Source organism: Mesorhizobium sp. M0292, from assembly GCF_040321695.1.
In the GTDB taxonomy this organism is placed as follows: Bacteria; Pseudomonadota; Alphaproteobacteria; order Rhizobiales; family Rhizobiaceae; genus Mesorhizobium.
This window is the reverse complement of record NZ_JAMYSB010000001.1, coordinates 128,760-143,365: the sequence shown is the minus strand read 5'-3', so window position 1 is coordinate 143,365 and position 14,606 is coordinate 128,760. Positions and strand designations below refer to the sequence as shown.

Annotated in this window: 10 protein-coding genes; 3 read left to right on the top strand and 7 right to left on the bottom strand. The window is 59.3% G+C overall.

The window, feature by feature from the left end; genetic code table 11:
• Window positions 1-78 precede the first annotated feature (78 nt).
• A complete protein-coding gene (locus tag NKI96_RS00725) occupies window positions 79-705 on the bottom strand; it encodes an MraY family glycosyltransferase (RefSeq protein WP_245260008.1) in 627 nt (208 codons plus the stop codon).
• Between the two features lie 158 nt (window positions 706-863).
• Window positions 864-1,877 carry an NAD-dependent epimerase/dehydratase family protein gene (locus NKI96_RS00720; protein WP_196815225.1) on the bottom strand — a complete coding sequence of 338 codons (1,014 nt, stop codon included), beginning with the start codon at window positions 1,875-1,877 and terminating at the stop codon, window positions 864-866.
• A 357-nt stretch (window positions 1,878-2,234) separates the two neighbouring features.
• On the opposite strand from NKI96_RS00720, the gene NKI96_RS00715 reads away from it, so the two are divergent.
• On the top strand, window positions 2,235-4,250 hold the full coding sequence (locus NKI96_RS00715) for an acyltransferase family protein (RefSeq protein ID WP_023693313.1): 2,016 nt from the start codon (window positions 2,235-2,237) through the stop codon (window positions 4,248-4,250).
• A gap of 5 nt (window positions 4,251-4,255) precedes the next feature.
• Complete coding sequence (locus NKI96_RS00710; RefSeq protein WP_084567714.1) at window positions 4,256-6,331, top strand: acyltransferase family protein; 2,076 nt, start codon at window positions 4,256-4,258, stop codon at window positions 6,329-6,331.
• Here NKI96_RS00710 and NKI96_RS00705 read toward each other — a convergent pair.
• From NKI96_RS00705 to NKI96_RS00695, 3 genes are all read right to left on the bottom strand, one after another.
• Entirely contained in the window at window positions 6,261-8,285 is a 2,025-nt protein-coding gene (locus NKI96_RS00705) for a hypothetical protein (RefSeq protein ID WP_023693311.1), read from the bottom strand. The two genes, NKI96_RS00710 and NKI96_RS00705, sit on opposite strands and share 71 nt — an antisense overlap.
• Window positions 8,286-9,548, bottom strand: a complete 1,263-nt coding sequence (locus NKI96_RS00700; protein WP_081731240.1) for a glycosyltransferase — start codon at window positions 9,546-9,548, stop codon at window positions 8,286-8,288.
• 117 nt (window positions 9,549-9,665) lie between these two features.
• On the bottom strand, window positions 9,666-10,574 hold the full coding sequence (locus NKI96_RS00695; RefSeq protein WP_155921567.1) for a hypothetical protein: 909 nt from the start codon (window positions 10,572-10,574) through the stop codon (window positions 9,666-9,668).
• 141 nt (window positions 10,575-10,715) lie between these two features.
• On the opposite strand from NKI96_RS00695, the gene NKI96_RS00690 reads away from it, so the two are divergent.
• Window positions 10,716-12,524 carry an ABC transporter ATP-binding protein gene (locus tag NKI96_RS00690; protein WP_245260551.1) on the top strand — a complete coding sequence of 603 codons (1,809 nt, stop codon included), beginning with the start codon at window positions 10,716-10,718 and terminating at the stop codon, window positions 12,522-12,524.
• A gap of 71 nt (window positions 12,525-12,595) precedes the next feature.
• On the opposite strand, the gene NKI96_RS00685 is transcribed toward NKI96_RS00690, so the two are convergent.
• Window positions 12,596-13,435, bottom strand: coding sequence for a class I SAM-dependent methyltransferase (locus NKI96_RS00685; protein ID WP_023693307.1), 840 nt, complete (start codon window positions 13,433-13,435; stop codon window positions 12,596-12,598).
• A complete protein-coding gene (locus NKI96_RS00680) occupies window positions 13,432-14,562 on the bottom strand; it encodes a glycosyltransferase family 4 protein (RefSeq protein ID WP_023693306.1) in 1,131 nt (376 codons plus the stop codon). The genes NKI96_RS00685 and NKI96_RS00680 overlap by 4 nt, the downstream gene beginning before the upstream one ends.
• Between the last annotated feature and the right edge of the window lie 44 nt (window positions 14,563-14,606).

Genomic DNA, 14,606 nt, shown 5'->3' with positions numbered 1-14,606 from the left:
AGCTTTTAGGCTGAAGTCACGGCAAGCCGACACGCCGCTGGCGTGTGTCCGAAGCTTCGACCCAACGCCTTCAAGTGCCTATGTGTTTGCCCAGACCGAGAACATAAGCCCGATCGTCAGTGCCGTCGCTGCATATAGGGCGGGCAAAACCCTGCGGTTCACGCCCAGGCGGAGCAAGGTGTGACCAAGATGATCTGTGCCGCCGATCCAAGGTTTTCGCCCCTGCAGCAAGCGGCGACTGATTACGAAGACGGCGTCAATCAGCGGCACGGCAATCCACGCCAGGGAAGCGTCAAACCCTCTTTGCGACGCGAGTAGCACGATTGCCGCTCCGAGGAGAAGGCTGCCGCTATCGCCCATGAAAACGCGTGCCGGCGGATAGTTGAAGAATAGAAATCCCAGGCATGCTCCGACGCCCGCCATACCGAGAGCGCCGCCCAGCCCGAGGAAGGCGGCCGCGATTGCGCTCGCGGCAAGACCATCGGCATGGTCAAGCATATTGACGGCGTTGCAAGCGATCCAAATGATGATCGGAACCCACCACAGATGCGTAATGATACCGGCCAAAACAGCTGCGGCGGCCAACGCTGCTGCCTTGGCACCGGCAGAAAGAGATCGGAGGTCATCGAGCGCCCCGATCAAACAGAAGGCTGATAGCAGGAGAGTATGTTCAACGGGGAGCCATGGTGACATCGCGATCAGCATGGCGGGCCCCGCGAGCCGGGGAACCTCGCCTGATGTGTGCCATCGATCTTTCGTGACCTTGGAGACGGCTCCGATACGCCGCGCAAGACGCGCAAACAGCCAGACGCCGGGAACCGCGATGAGCAGGGCCCCGATGAACGGGACCAAGGAGCCAGACGTCAAGCAACCACTCGTTCGGTACGCATGTGCTCTATGCAGTCGAGGACCATCTGCCTCGTGCTTCGCACGGGTCGCCATCCGGTCATGGTTGTTAACAGGCTGGTGTCAGGTACTCGGTCGTATGTTACGGCGAACCGATCACCAAACACCGTGCTGGATGGTTTCATGATAATGGGCGCGGTCGTCGCGGTGGCCTCAACCACCATTCTTGCAAGATTTCCAATCTGAATCGCTTCGCTTCCGCCCAAGTTGACTGGCCGGCCACGCAATGACGGGCACTGCATTGCCAGCAGCAGACCTTCGGCGGCGTCGGCAACGTGCAGGAACGCCCGCCTTTGCTCTCCATCGTCATGGACTACGAGTGGTTCACCACGCAGCGCTGCATCGACGAACACCGGCAGGACGAGGCCGGTCGCCGAGCGCTGGCGCGGTCCGGCCATGTTGAATGGTCGAACGATCCAGGTCGGGATTCCGAATTCAAAAAACAGTCCGGCCACTAAATGTTCGATCGCTGCCTTGGCAGCTGCGTAGCCCCATCTCGGTCGCAGGTCCGTCGTCACCGGATCGGATTCCGTGATTGGCCTGTCCCGGCCGGAGCCGTAGACTTCTGAACTCGACGTGTAAAGCAGCGGACGTCGGTGTACTCTGCACGCCTCCACGATCGCACAGCCTGATTCGAGAATGCGGCTGGTGACGGCAAAACGCTCCATGTGGGCAAGCTGAACGCCGATCGGACTCGCCAGGTGGAAGACTGCATCGGCCAACCCGACCTCATTGTGGACCGCCGCGCCGTATGCCGGATCGCCAACCCTGAAAGTGCGGATCGTCAGCCGGGAATTGCCGGTGGGCAGATTGGGCAGCAGCCCGTTCGAGAGATCGTCGATGACGGTTACGGTGCAATGGCGGGCGAGCAAAAGATCGACAAGCGCCGACCCTACGAAGCCTGCTCCGCCAGTAACCAGCACATGTGAGTGCTGGCCAAATTCGACCAAGTCCGCGCTATGGTTGTCCAAGGTTGCCACGTCCTCCCACGGGAGCGTCATCTATACAGTCGAGGATGGGGCAAACAACCACTTTCATATCAAGGCTGGCGAGTTTTCGTCGCCCTCGATATCATCAGCGAACAAACACCCACCCGAAATCCTGCCAGTTCTCCGTCCTTTGGTCACCAGACCATAGCTGATTCTGGCACATCCCCACCAATGTGGAGATTTCCGTCGTTCTGGCCGAAACAAATTGTGGGGGTATCTCCACGTTTCTCGCAATGCAACTTGAACCTCCAACAGCGAGTGCCGCCACTGCATAACTCAGGCCATCGACTCATATCGCGCAATTAGGCTAAGAGGCCAAGGGACTGTTCGGGGGGAGCTTTGAAGTCCGACTATCGCCCAGATATTGACGGGTTGCGCGCTATCGCAGTGGTCGCAGTGGTTTTTTTCCATTTTGACGTGCCCGGTTTTCGGGGCGGCTTTGCTGGCGTTGATGTCTTCCTTGTTATCTCCGGTTACCTGATCACCCGCCTTTTAATGGCTGAAGGCGGCGGACTGTCCCTTGTGGAATTCTACGGCAGACGCATGCGTCGAATATTGCCGGCGATGCTGGTGATGATCTGCTTCTCACTCGGTGCCGGCTGGTTTCTGTTGCTGCCGGGCGACTATGAAGGTCTGGGACGCAGTGCGGCATATTCCACGTTCGGATTGGGAAACTATTATTTCCTTTGGAATACCGGCTATTTCGATCGCGAGGCGGCGCTGCTGCCGCTGCTTCATCTCTGGTCGCTCGGCGTCGAAGAGCAGTTCTATCTCGTATGGCCGCTGTTGCTTCTGGTTGCCAACCGGCTGTCACGCGGCCGCCAGCTCCCCGTCGTCGCGCTGATCTGCATTGTTGCGCTGGTCAGCTTCTCGATCGCCCTCAATCTGGTGGAGGCCGATCCGAAGCAGGCATTCTATGTTCCCTTCAGCCGAGCCTGGGAGTTGACTATCGGCGGCCTGCTCGTCTTTGCGCCACCGAAAGGCCGCGGGCGTACGTCCAAATGGTTTGAGCTGAGCGGCCTTGGTCTTGTAGTCGCAAGCATCCTTTTTCTCTCGCCGAGCCAACCGTTTCCAGGCGTTTTCGCGCTCGGTCCTGTGATCGGGGCTGCTCTGGTCGTCTGGCCGCGGTCGCAGTCGACGATTTCGGCCGTGCTTGCGAGCGCGCCGTTGCGATCGACGGGCAGAATCTCCTACAGCCTGTATCTCTGGCATTGGCCGATCCTCGTGTTCTTCCGCCATTATATTGGCACCGCAATGCCCTCGGCGGTTGAATCGTGCGTGCTTTTAGCGGTTGCCTGGCTGGTGGCGTATCTGTCCTGGCGGTTCATCGAGGAACCCGTTCGCCGCCTGCGGGCGCCGCCATCCAGCGTGCTTCTCGCTGGTGCCGCCGCGGTGGCAATGGTTTGCCTGAGTGCCAATGCCGTGTTCGAAGCCCGTGGTTTCACCAGCAGGATCTCGAAGCAAGTCGAGGCAATGCGCAGCCTCGATGTGATGTGGGACTGGTCATGCCCGCAGATGGTCAGCATCGCTGAGTTGGGCAGTACCTTTTGCGCGTTCGGTGCGCCTTGGGACAAAGCGGCGCGCCACGCCGTGCTCTGGGGCGACAGCCATGCCGAGCATCTTGCGCCGCTGTTAGACAGCGCAGGTAAAAGAGAAAACACGGCTTTCTTTCTTTACCGCGCCTGTCCGGCCGCCTTTGGAGAAGGTGTCCACCGCGACTTTCCGGATTTGGCCGGATATCGGGAAAGCTGCTCATCGTCGCGAAAGGCCGCGGTCGCCATGCTGAAACAACGCAATGACATCTACCTCGTGGTGCTCTCCGCAGCCTGGACAAGCCTTGCCGACACCAATGTCCTTGCTGACAATGGTGAGAGGCAGACCAGCAAAGTCCTGTTGTTGCGCGATGGCCTGCGTAGCCTCATCCAGGAAGTCGAAAGGGCGGATCGGCGCGTCGCAATCATTGGCCAAGTGCCTGGTCCCGGCCTGGACCTGACTTCATGCGCAGCGATGCTCGAAAGCGGTATGCTAAGGCGTTGTTCGACCGAGATGAATAGCGAGCAAGTCTTCCGGATCTGGTCGCCTATGGTGTCCGCGCTCGCATCGCTCGTTCATGACAATAACGTCGTCTTCGTCGATCCGCTCAAAGGGATGTGTCCAGACAGACACTGCGCAACCTACGTCAATGGCGAGTTCATCTACCGAGATGGTTCGCATATACGCAGAAACCTGAAGCCCGAGACAGACGAAGCCGTCGCGCGAATGATGGGTCTCTATCCGGCCCTGAAAGGCCAGGAGCAAAACCGGTTGTCGGCTGCCAACACCACGCCGTCTCAAACGGCTGGCAAGAGCAATTGAACGGGATGCGAAGCGGCCAGGCTCCGCTCTCGACCACGGCTGGAATGGCCTGTTCGGAAGACAGCCGCGCGTTGCGGGTTGGAGGACAGTTCGGCAGCCCGTCATGTGCGGCAGCGGCTGGGGACGGTCACCGCACGGACATAGACGGGCTTAGAGCGGTCGCGGTGCTGGCTGTTTTGTTTTTCCACCTGAGATTCGCAGGTTTCTCCGGCGGCTTTGTCGGCGTCGATGTGTTTTTCGTAATCAGCGGCTTTTTGATCACCCGCATTGTGGCCACCGATGTGGAGGCAGGGCGTTTCAGTTTGGCGCATTTCTATTCGCGCCGGGCTCGCCGCCTGCTGCCGGCATTTTTCGCGACATTCTCCCTGTCATGCATCGCCGCGTTTCTTCTGCTTACGCCTCAACATCTGGAGACCTTCGCGAAATCGCTGATGGCATCGAGTTACGGCGTTTCGAACATCTTTTTCTGGCGCGAGTCCGGCTACTTTGATCTCGCCGCGCGGATGAAACCGCTCCTTCATACATGGTCACTCAGTGTGGAGTGGCAGTTTTATCTCGTCTGGCCGATGCTGCTTTCAGTTTTGCTTGCCGCATTCCCAGGACGAATGGTTTGGTCGATCATCACGATTGCCATTCTCAGTTTCTGGCTCATTGTCGCATTCCAGGACGGATCGTTTTGGCCGTTTGCAGGGACCCCGGCGGCGGACTGGATCGCCGACGGCCGTGCAACCGTGTTTTACAACACGCCATTTCGCGTGTTCGAGTTCGCCTGTGGCGCGGCGCTGGTCTGGCTTCCCAAGCCGCGACCTGTCCTTGTCCACGAGCTGCTCGCCTGGCTGGGCTTGGCCCTCATAGCGTTTGCAGTGTTCTCTTTCGACAGCCGTTCGGGCGCGCCCGCCTGGAACGTGCTTGCCCCTGCCACCGGCGCCGCGATGGTGTTGTCTGCGAACCGTTCGCGATTCGGAGGTTTCGCCTTGCGCAATCGCGCAGTCGGCTATCTTGGTCGCATCAGCTACTCGCTCTACCTCGTTCATTGGCCCCTGATCGTGTTTTGCGAATACGGTTTGCTTCGCCCCCTGCTTCCGACCGAAGCGCTCTTCGTCGGGCTTCTGGCCCTCGTCATGGCCATGTCGATGTTTCATTTCGTCGAGCAGCCTTTTCGCGCTGGCCATGGCTTCCTCCCCTCTTTTGGACTTGCCTTGACTGGCCTGCTCTCATGTTCCGTGGTCAGTTACGCGATGTCGGGCGGAATGCCGTGGCGTCTTCATTCCGTCGCGGGGAACGAACTTGCCAACAGCGCAGCCCTGAAGGCGATCACTGGCTCGTTGGCCTGCTTGGATTTCTGCGAGTTCGGCAACCTTCAAAGTCCAAAGAAGATACTCGTGGTCGGCGATTCGCACATCGACCAATACACGCGGGCGCTTCAAGAACTCGGCGGTCAAGAATTCCATTTCCTGCTGGCCGATGCCGGCAATTGCTATTTCGGAGCAGAGTTCCAGACCAGAACAAACGGCGCGGTCACGCGGCACTGCCGGAATGCTACCGACCAGGCGGCTCGCTGGTTGAAGTCCGGTGACATTCTCGCCATTGTCCAAGCGCAGCGCTGGCCCGGATATCGCACTCTTCTCGAACGGAAAGTGGATGGTGCGCCTGTCGAGATGCCCGACCTGGCAAAACTGTATGCGACCATGCTTGAGGACTTAGCGAAACTCTATGCCGCTTTTCGCGGTCCGGTGATCCTGATCGGGCACACGCCGGACGCCAATGTGGTCTGCCATTTGAGACCGACTTACCTTTCCTTGCCCTGCCCGGTTCCCACCCGGGTGGAGAACGTCGCCTTCGACCAGGCATTCATGGTTTTCGCCAGCCATTCCAGCTTTCACCTGCTTGATCCCGGCGAAACCATCTGTTCGGCAAATGGCTGTGATGTGACGGACGGCGCAGGGCATAGCCTCTACCTGGATGAGAACCACTTCTCCATCTACGGGGCACGCCTTGTTGTTCCGAAAGTCATAGAGAGGCTTCGCGACGACTTATCCGTGGCGTCAAGGCAGACGTCGACACAATCGACCAAGCGATGATTGTGCCCAGGAGAGCAAGGCACAGCGCGCTGACTGAGAGCGGAACGGCGACTGCGTAGGTTCGTCCGTTTTGGCGAGGGTCGCTCGAATCCGTGGCCGAAAACAGCACCGCGTCCCGCCGGCGAAAAGTATATTCGCCCGGGCCAACAGCCGGCCATGCGTTCGGCGCCCATTCAACTTGGTGGAGCGGGGTCCCTTCTTCACGCAGGTCTGAAGCCTTCAACAGGGGATCGAGGACAAGGTTGTCAAATTGGAAAAGGCCAGGAAATTGCGAGCGTGGTAGCAGCGTCTCGTACCCGCCTCTTGCGGTAAACATGGTCTCGTTCTGCAGCCGTCCGGTAACAAGCGACGGTGTGATGAGCAATATCGCAATGCAGCCAGCCGCAAAGGCCATCACGCCTGCATTAGCTCCAAAAGCAAAGCTGCGATGCTCGCCTTTTTTTGCTGAGGAATGTGTTTCAGTAAATCCCCGCCGCTCGGCAAGCATCCCACCAATTCCCAGCGCGACCGGAAGAAAGAGAGAGGGCGTCAGCAAGAGGTCATGCGATGTCAGCATGACCCCCACGAGTGCGACACCAAGGGCCAGATCGCCGGCGCTGCGGACATACCAGAAAGCGGAAGCGACCAGGCCGATCGGGATCAACCAGCCGATGTGCCCAAAAGCAATTGCGAAAAGGACAAGGGTGTTGTGAGGCGCGAGAGCCTGCGCCACCTCAAGGCCGCGACCGAAGAAGCCGCCTTCTCTGTACGCGAGCAGGCCTCGCTCCAGAAAGAGTGCTCTTGCCGAGATCGAATTTCTCTTGCCCTCGTCCACGAGACGTTCGCCTAGCGCCTGGATCTTGGCAGCGTTTGTGAATTGGCCTGTCGCGGACGAAGGCAGGCCGCTGAACGGAGGCGCAGATGAGGCAGTGGCTCGCGCAGGATCGGCTTGCGGAGGGTCTGATCTGATCGAAGGTTCTGCCGTCGGCTGGTCAATCGTCGCAGCCGAACTTGATTCAGCCAGAGCTTGTTGAGACGACGGCGCAACCGGGTCTAAGGCGGACGACGCAACCTCATCATGTGACGAATCGACAGCATCCGCCGCCTCATCGAGCGCCTTTCCAACCGAGATCATCCCGGCGAAGGAGTTGCCGACGGAAACGCGAAAATAAACATTTGTGGCGAGCGCGACACCGATTGTCCCCAGCAGTATTAATGCGACGGCGAGCGGGCGACCCCAGCCCCTTGGATCGAGCCTTAAACGACGGTGACCCCGAAATTGCTGCCAAATATCAACGGCAAACGGCACCGCCACGGTGCCACAGGCTGCAAGAATGTTCGAGCGGGAAAGCGTGACGAGCAGAGCGGCGCTTACGAGAACAAGGAAAGTGGCACGCCATTTTGGCGCGACGGCGCGATAGCTCGCCGCGGCGCCAAGAAGCAGGCCGGCGGCTGCCACATTCGGATTGATCGCCAGGCCGGCGGCTCTGCCAAGCGTACTGGTGAAGCCGTTGGCAAAAAGAAGGTCGAGGAAGCAGACCACCGCATTGAGCGCCGTCACCGACGCACATAGACGCAGCACCATTGCGGGCGATGAGGCGAGCATGAGGACAATCGCCCCGCCGCCAAGGAAAAGGGTAATAAGGTAACACTTTGCGACGATGCCAAGTGGATGAAGCGCAACCGGGGCAACCGCCATCGCCCCGGCGATCGCGAGCAGGAGGATCGCGCCACGCACGTCCCGACGGATTGCAAGAACGGCAATCGAAACAATCAACACGCTGCCGTAGAGGGCATGGAAAACCAGTCTGGCGAACTCGTCCCGGCCCGTAAAGAACGGCAGAAAATAGGGCATGAACCACGACTGATAGATGACTATGGCAAATGCACACAGCCCGGCGGCGACACATGGCAGGATGCTGCGCGGCGTAGGCGCCGAATTCACCGGGCCTTGGAAGTGAGCAATCCCGCTCATTCACTTGCCCGCGAGGTAGAGGGTTTCATAAGCGTCCACCATAGCCCTTATGGAGTAGCGTTCGCGCATCGCCCGCTGACGAAATTTTCGGTCCACTGTCTGCTCGGGCAACCGCTCGAGAACGGCAAGCAGTCCGCGGGCCAGATCGGCAGGGTCACGAGGCTTCACCAGCACACAACCCGGCATGCCCGAAACTGCCTCCGGATTTCCACCGACATTGGTGGCCACCACTGGGAGGCCTGCGGTGAGTTTTTCCATCAGGGCGTTGCAAAAGCCTTCCTCGTGGGAGGCGATCACGCCGATGTCCATGCCGGCAAGCAGGCCTGGTACGTCGTCCTGAGCCCCGAGCAGCCGAACTGTCGATCCGACGCCAAGCCGCTGGGCTTGCTCCATCAGCGCCTGCCCAATGCCTCGATCTTGTCCGGCGATGAACAACCTCAGCTCCGGCCGACTTTGGCTTGCGCTTGCGAAAGCGTCGATAAGATCTTTGTGTCCCTTATAGGGAATAAGATTGGCGACGATGACGACCCCGACATCGTCAGGTTCAAGACCAAGGCTGCGCCTGATCTCATCACGGCGATGGCTGATACCATCGAAACGGCTCAGATCGAGACCATTGGCAATCACGCGCACGCGGGCGAGATCATAGCCATCCCGGGCCGCCATGTCGGCCGCGACCGCATGCGAGTTAGCGACCACCACATGTGAAAACCGATTGGCGATTCGATCCATGCGCTTCAGCCGCGGCCATCGCTCCTGGTGGTTGCCGAGACCGCGCCTGGAGGTGATGACGAGTGGGGCCAGCGCAAACCGACCTGCCAACGCGCCCAGAAAGTTGGTCAATGGCAAAAAGGCGTGAACCACGCGTGGCCGGGTCAAAATGATGCGACCAACGAGCAAAGTGATCGCGGCGCCGAGCACCAGCATTGCCTTGACGCTCGGCCGCGTCTTGGGGGCAACGCTCGATTTTTCTTCCGCCCCCGCCGCTGTCAGTGATGCGGGCAAGGGATTGGGGCGATGAAGCCCGTAGGATATTCGGATACCTGCACGATTCAGCGTTTCCGCAAGAACACCGCCCGACGAGAGGGCAAAGACCTCGACCTGCCAGCCCCGCGCCTTCAACTCCTTGGCAAGCAGCACCAGTTGGCTTTCCGTGCCTCCGAGATCGAGCGTCCCGATAATGAAGAGCACGTTGCGACGGGTCCTTCTCAGGCGCGCGGTGGAAGGCGCGGCAACGCGCTGTCGGCTTTCAGCATTAGTCAACGCAAGGTCTTCTCGCAGCGTCGCTCACCCCTCCGCCTGTTCTCGCCCGTTCCCGCTTCCACATAGCGTCCAGAGCCGGCAAGAAGAAGTCGTATTGCGCATACAATCCACAAAAGGTCACGAGCCGGCAAGATCAGCTCCAGCCTGCCGCGCAGCAGACGGGCTGCGTCCTTCACGATGCCGCAGCATCATCCCGAACGTGGCAAGCACCATTCCGGTTGCCAGGAGGGCGAGTGGCGGTGCCCATTTGAGCCGCTCGAACTTTGCCTCGTATGCACGCACGCCGGCGAAGTCCTCCATGGTGCCAGCCGGTTGCCAAGCCCCACCATAAGCCGTCTTCAGCAGGGGCAACATCGGCGCGAATTGCGCGTAGTAGGTGTCGATGATTGACGGCTCCCTCTGCACGTCCTCAAGCGAGCGAGGAACAAAGACGCCGTAGTCGGAATCCAGAATATTGCCGTTCGACACTACCACGGTGTGTTGGGGGACACTGTAGATCGTCGCCTCGATGCCTTGATCGGCAAGGATGGAATAGACGATTTTGGACACCTGGGAACAGAACCCATACCCCCGGGCAAGCCCTTTGCGGGGCGTTACAAACTCATAATTTTGCAGCGTTTCGCGATATTGCGGCCGGAAGCTGAGCATCCAGAGCAGGTAGTTGTCAAAAACGCTGATGCGCGTGTAGGACGTGTCGGTCGCAGCCCAGCTGTCGCCTTCCGTCCAATAATGCACCATTCCACCCGCGACAGCCTTTGTCAGGCGCTCGAGATAGGCCTGCATGGGTTCGTCCGTAGCGCGGTAGAGGTCATCGACATCCACCACCTTCTGCTGGAATCCCAGCGGCCCTTCGGTTGCCTCGGCAGGTGGTGCCGGGTAAGCGCTGATCAATCCGAGCGGATAGGCCGAGACAAACAGCAGGAAAGCCGCCCCAACCCCTGCCGAGAAGAAGCCGAATGAGCACAGCAATGCAGCAGTTAAGCTTGGCCGCAACTTTTGATACCGAATCTCAAAGGCATCATTCATGGTCGAAGACTATCACCTCGTCGCGGCCGTGGCTTCTAGTCCACTGCGAGGAAATTTGTGGACGGACCACCTTCGGCGCTTCTGTGATAAATTGCCAATCGACGTCGGTTGTGGCTTGTCGTGGCCCGCTGGACGTGTGCATTGGGCCCTCTGAATACGGACATCGATTTGGCGTTGAGCGGAAACCGAGACTCGGGCAGCACTTTCGACACAATGCGGCGCTTGTGGCGGCAGGTATCGCAGCGGCGGCAAAGGCAGTTTTTCGGCCTCCTTGTCCTGATGGTGTTCGGTGCTCTGGCGGAAGCGGCCACGCTTGGTGCCTTGCTGCCGTTTCTTGCGCGCATCGCCAATCCTGAGACGGTTGGCGGACAGTCGTTTCTGGCGCGTCAGCTTGCAGGCTTTCGGCTGACCGGCTCTTCTGACAGCCTGCTCGGGCTCACGGTTTTGTTTTCCGTAGTGGCCATCGTGGCCGGTGCCGTGCGTATACTCCTCACCTGGGCCACGAATTCATACGTCTTCTCGCTGGGACATGAGGTGGGCGTGACCGTCTATGACCGAGTGCTGCGCCAGCCCTACAACTACCACGTTTCGCGCAACTCCAGTTCGGTGTTGGCGGCGCTACGACAGGTACAAGCAATCACCGCTGGCGTGATGCTGCCACTGTTGCAATCAATCAGCGGCATAATCATCGGTGTCTTCGTCGTCGCAGCGCTTTTCATACTAAGTTCGATCATCACCTTCGTTATCTTCGCGGGCTTTGGTGCGGTGTATCTCGCCATGTCGCTTGTGATCCGAAAACACCTCAAGCAGAATGCGCGGATCATCGCTAGCGCGCAGGCCGAAGGCATTCGTTCTGTACAGGAGGGGCTGGGCGGTATCCGCGATGTCATTATCAATGACACACAGCCATATTTTCTTTCCCGCTACAGCGAACTCGACCTGCGCCTGCAACGCGCCAACGCAACGAACGCGCTTGCAGCCAGCGCTCCGCGTTTCGCGATTGAAGCCGCGGGTATGGTGATCATCGCGGCCCTCGCCTATTTCCTCATCATCCGATCCAACAATGCCGGCGAGGTACTGCCAATACTTGGAACATTCGTGCTGGGAGCCCAGCGTCTGCTGCCATCAATGCAGCTTGTATACGGCAATTGGGCGTTGATACTCAGCAATCTTGCCGGCGCCGAAGTTGTGCTCCAGGCGCTGGAAGCACCACTTGGCCCCGAATGGAACGAGCCTCCAGCCAGGCGCCTGCCATTCGAACAAGCGATCATACTCAAGGACGTGTCGTTTCGTTACGCCTCCGACCAGCCGCCGATACTCGAAGGCTTCAATCTCAAAATCCCGAAGGGGACCAAGGTCGGCTTCGTAGGCAAGACCGGCAGCGGCAAGAGCACGACGGTCGATCTGATCATGGGTTTGCTGGAACCGACCAGCGGAGCGATCGAGATCGACGGGCAGACGTTGGACGGCGCTACGCGACGTGCCTGGCAAAGACAGATCGCACATGTGCCACAAAGCATATTCCTGGCGGATGCGTCCATCGCAGACAATATCGCCTTCGGCATCGACCCTGCCAGGACCGACCACGAGCGCGTCCGCAGCGCGGCGCAGCAGGCCGCGTTGGCGGACTTCATAGAAAGCTTGCCGCAGGGCTACGAGACGCGTGTTGGCGAGCGCGGCGTCCGCCTGTCGGGAGGTCAACGCCAGCGAATAGGCATCGCGAGGGCTTTGTACAAACAGGCATCTGTGCTCGTCTTCGACGAGGCGACGAGCGCTCTCGACATGGAGACCGAGGCGGCAGTCATGGAGGCGATCCGAGAACTGCCCACCGATCTGACAATATTGATCATCGCACACCGTCTCACGACAGTTGAAAGTTGCGACGAGATCGTAACCCTTGAATACCGCCAGCCGCATATCTCGACGACAACCGGCGGACAGATCGCTTGAATGCATCGCGTGGACGGGTTCGGCAACGTGCCTGATCGGGCTGGCGCCGCCGGTGCAGCAAGGCCGCCACGTCAGTTCGGTTTGGATTGCACCTTGCCAGGGTTCTGGAAGAGAAATTCCGTGCAGGCTTCACCGGTGGATATCCTGACGATTTCGAAATCGAACCGTTGCTTCAAGAAGTCGATCACGGCCTGGTCGTCGGCGAACTCCATCGGCCACCCTCCCAGCCAGTCGCGGACGTCGGTCATGTAACTCATGCCGCGACCTTTTTTCTTCTCGCGAATCTGCTTCAGGAGCATTGGCAGCCGAAGTGGATTTCTGCCAAGGCCGAAACGCCAGATGTACCAGCATTCGATCCATCGCCTTTGACGAGGGTTGCCGGCATTGTACCGACGTTTCACATTGAGCCAGAATTGCGCGGAAGGCGTTACGACATTCGACGAATAGAGAGCGATGAAGAAAAGGCCGCCAGGCCCTACCCTTCGTGCAGCATTCTCAATTGCTTGCCACATGGCGCCAGTGTGATGGAGCACGCCCCATGAATAGACCAAGCTCCAAGTGCCCAGCGCCTCAAGATAGTCGGCATCGAGAACGTCACCTCGTTCGACGGCCCAGTTCGGCGGGTCCCCGGCCAATTTGCGAAGCCTGCCGGTGGTACTTACCGAAAGCGGATCAAAGTCGAAGGAATGTATCCGATCCGCCTTTGCGTCGAAGGCGGCAAGCGAGTGTAGCCCGCTGCCGCTGCCGATATCGAGAAAATCCATTCCTTCCAGGCTCTGCTTGCCGAGGAAGGACAGAAGCTTGTCGGCCGCCACCTGCCGACGTTCAGTCGAGTAGTGTTTGTCGACGAACGACGCCCAATTGGCTCCGAACTCGTACCGATTCGACGATGGGTTGCCTGTGAATGTCATCCTGCGGCTCGGTCTCCCCCTTCGATGATGCCCATCATGTCAGCTGTAACTTTCTGAATATCATAGCGCTGTTCGGCAATCGATCGGCTGTTCTTGCCCATGGATACGGCTTCGTCGGGGTTGTCTATCAAGCGGATCATGGCTTCAGCCAACGATGTCGTGGCACCAACCGGAACCAGCAGCCCGTTGACCCCGGGCACGATTGGCGCCCGGCAACCCGGCGCATCCGTTGTGATCACCGGGCGCCCCATCGCCATGGCCTCCAGAACCGATCGCGACGTCCCCTCGCGATACGACGGAAGCACGAAGATACGCGTATCCGCGATGATGTGACGGACGTCCTCGACCGGTCCGTGATAACGGATGGCTCCGCCGGCGACTGCCTCCTCAACCTCCGATAATGGAAACCCCGAGGGGTTTGGATCCATATCTCCGACGAGGTGGAAACGGGCGTCAGGTCTGACAGCCCTAACCAGCGTCGCCGCACCCAGATATTCGGCGAGGCCTTTGTCACGCAGCAGGCGTGCAATCATCAGAAATCGCGGCTGATCGGGTAGTGGCGCGACTTTGAATCGGTCTAGATCGACTCCCGAGCCGTTGACGACATTAGCTTGGGTCCGCCCGAGCAGCCCAAGGCGACGGAAGTCGTTGCGGTCATCGTCGTTCTGGAAGGTGACCGTGGTGGCAACCCGAAGGCTTGCGGCATAGAGGAGCCGAGCCACTGCGTTTACCATCCTCCAGCGTGGTGACTTGTGCCGGTCCGTGAAGGCGTAGCCGAGGCCGGTGACAAGTGCGTGCCGTCGCTGGATCCCGGCAAGCAACGCAGCCGGCATGCCGTAGACGATCGGCTTGATTGCACAGGTCAACACCACCTGAGGCTTGAGTTTTCTTAGCCGGTTGTGGAGACGAAAAGCCAACACCGTATCGCCGAACGGAGCAATCCCGGCTCGTTCCATTGGCAATGGATGAAAGTGGACGCCGTTCTCGGCCAGCCAACGAATGGTCATGGCGTCGACCGGCGCCATGGCATGAACTTCGTACCCGGAATCGCGCAGCGCAAGAAGCAAGTGTCCCCTGGTGCTTGCGAGGGACGTTGGTTCGCTGACGATGACGACGATTCGTTTCATGCAGTCATTTCTTGGGGTGATTGCTCGCGACCCATTCGACCTTT

Excerpts from the sequence above, each read along its gene's own strand:
- NKI96_RS00725 (WP_245260008.1), bottom strand. The coding sequence starts at position 705 with ATGCTGATCGCGATGTCACCATGGCTCCCCGTTGAACATACTCTCCTG.
- NKI96_RS00710 (WP_084567714.1), top strand. The coding sequence starts at position 4,256 with ATGCGAAGCGGCCAGGCTCCGCTCTCGACCACGGCTGGAATGGCCTGT.
- NKI96_RS00705 (WP_023693311.1), bottom strand. The coding sequence starts at position 8,285 with ATGAGCGGGATTGCTCACTTCCAAGGCCCGGTGAATTCGGCGCCTACG.
- NKI96_RS00695 (WP_155921567.1), bottom strand. The coding sequence starts at position 10,574 with ATGAATGATGCCTTTGAGATTCGGTATCAAAAGTTGCGGCCAAGCTTA.
- NKI96_RS00685 (WP_023693307.1), bottom strand. The coding sequence starts at position 13,435 with ATGACATTCACAGGCAACCCATCGTCGAATCGGTACGAGTTCGGAGCC.
- NKI96_RS00680 (WP_023693306.1), bottom strand. The coding sequence starts at position 14,562 with ATGAAACGAATCGTCGTCATCGTCAGCGAACCAACGTCCCTCGCAAGC.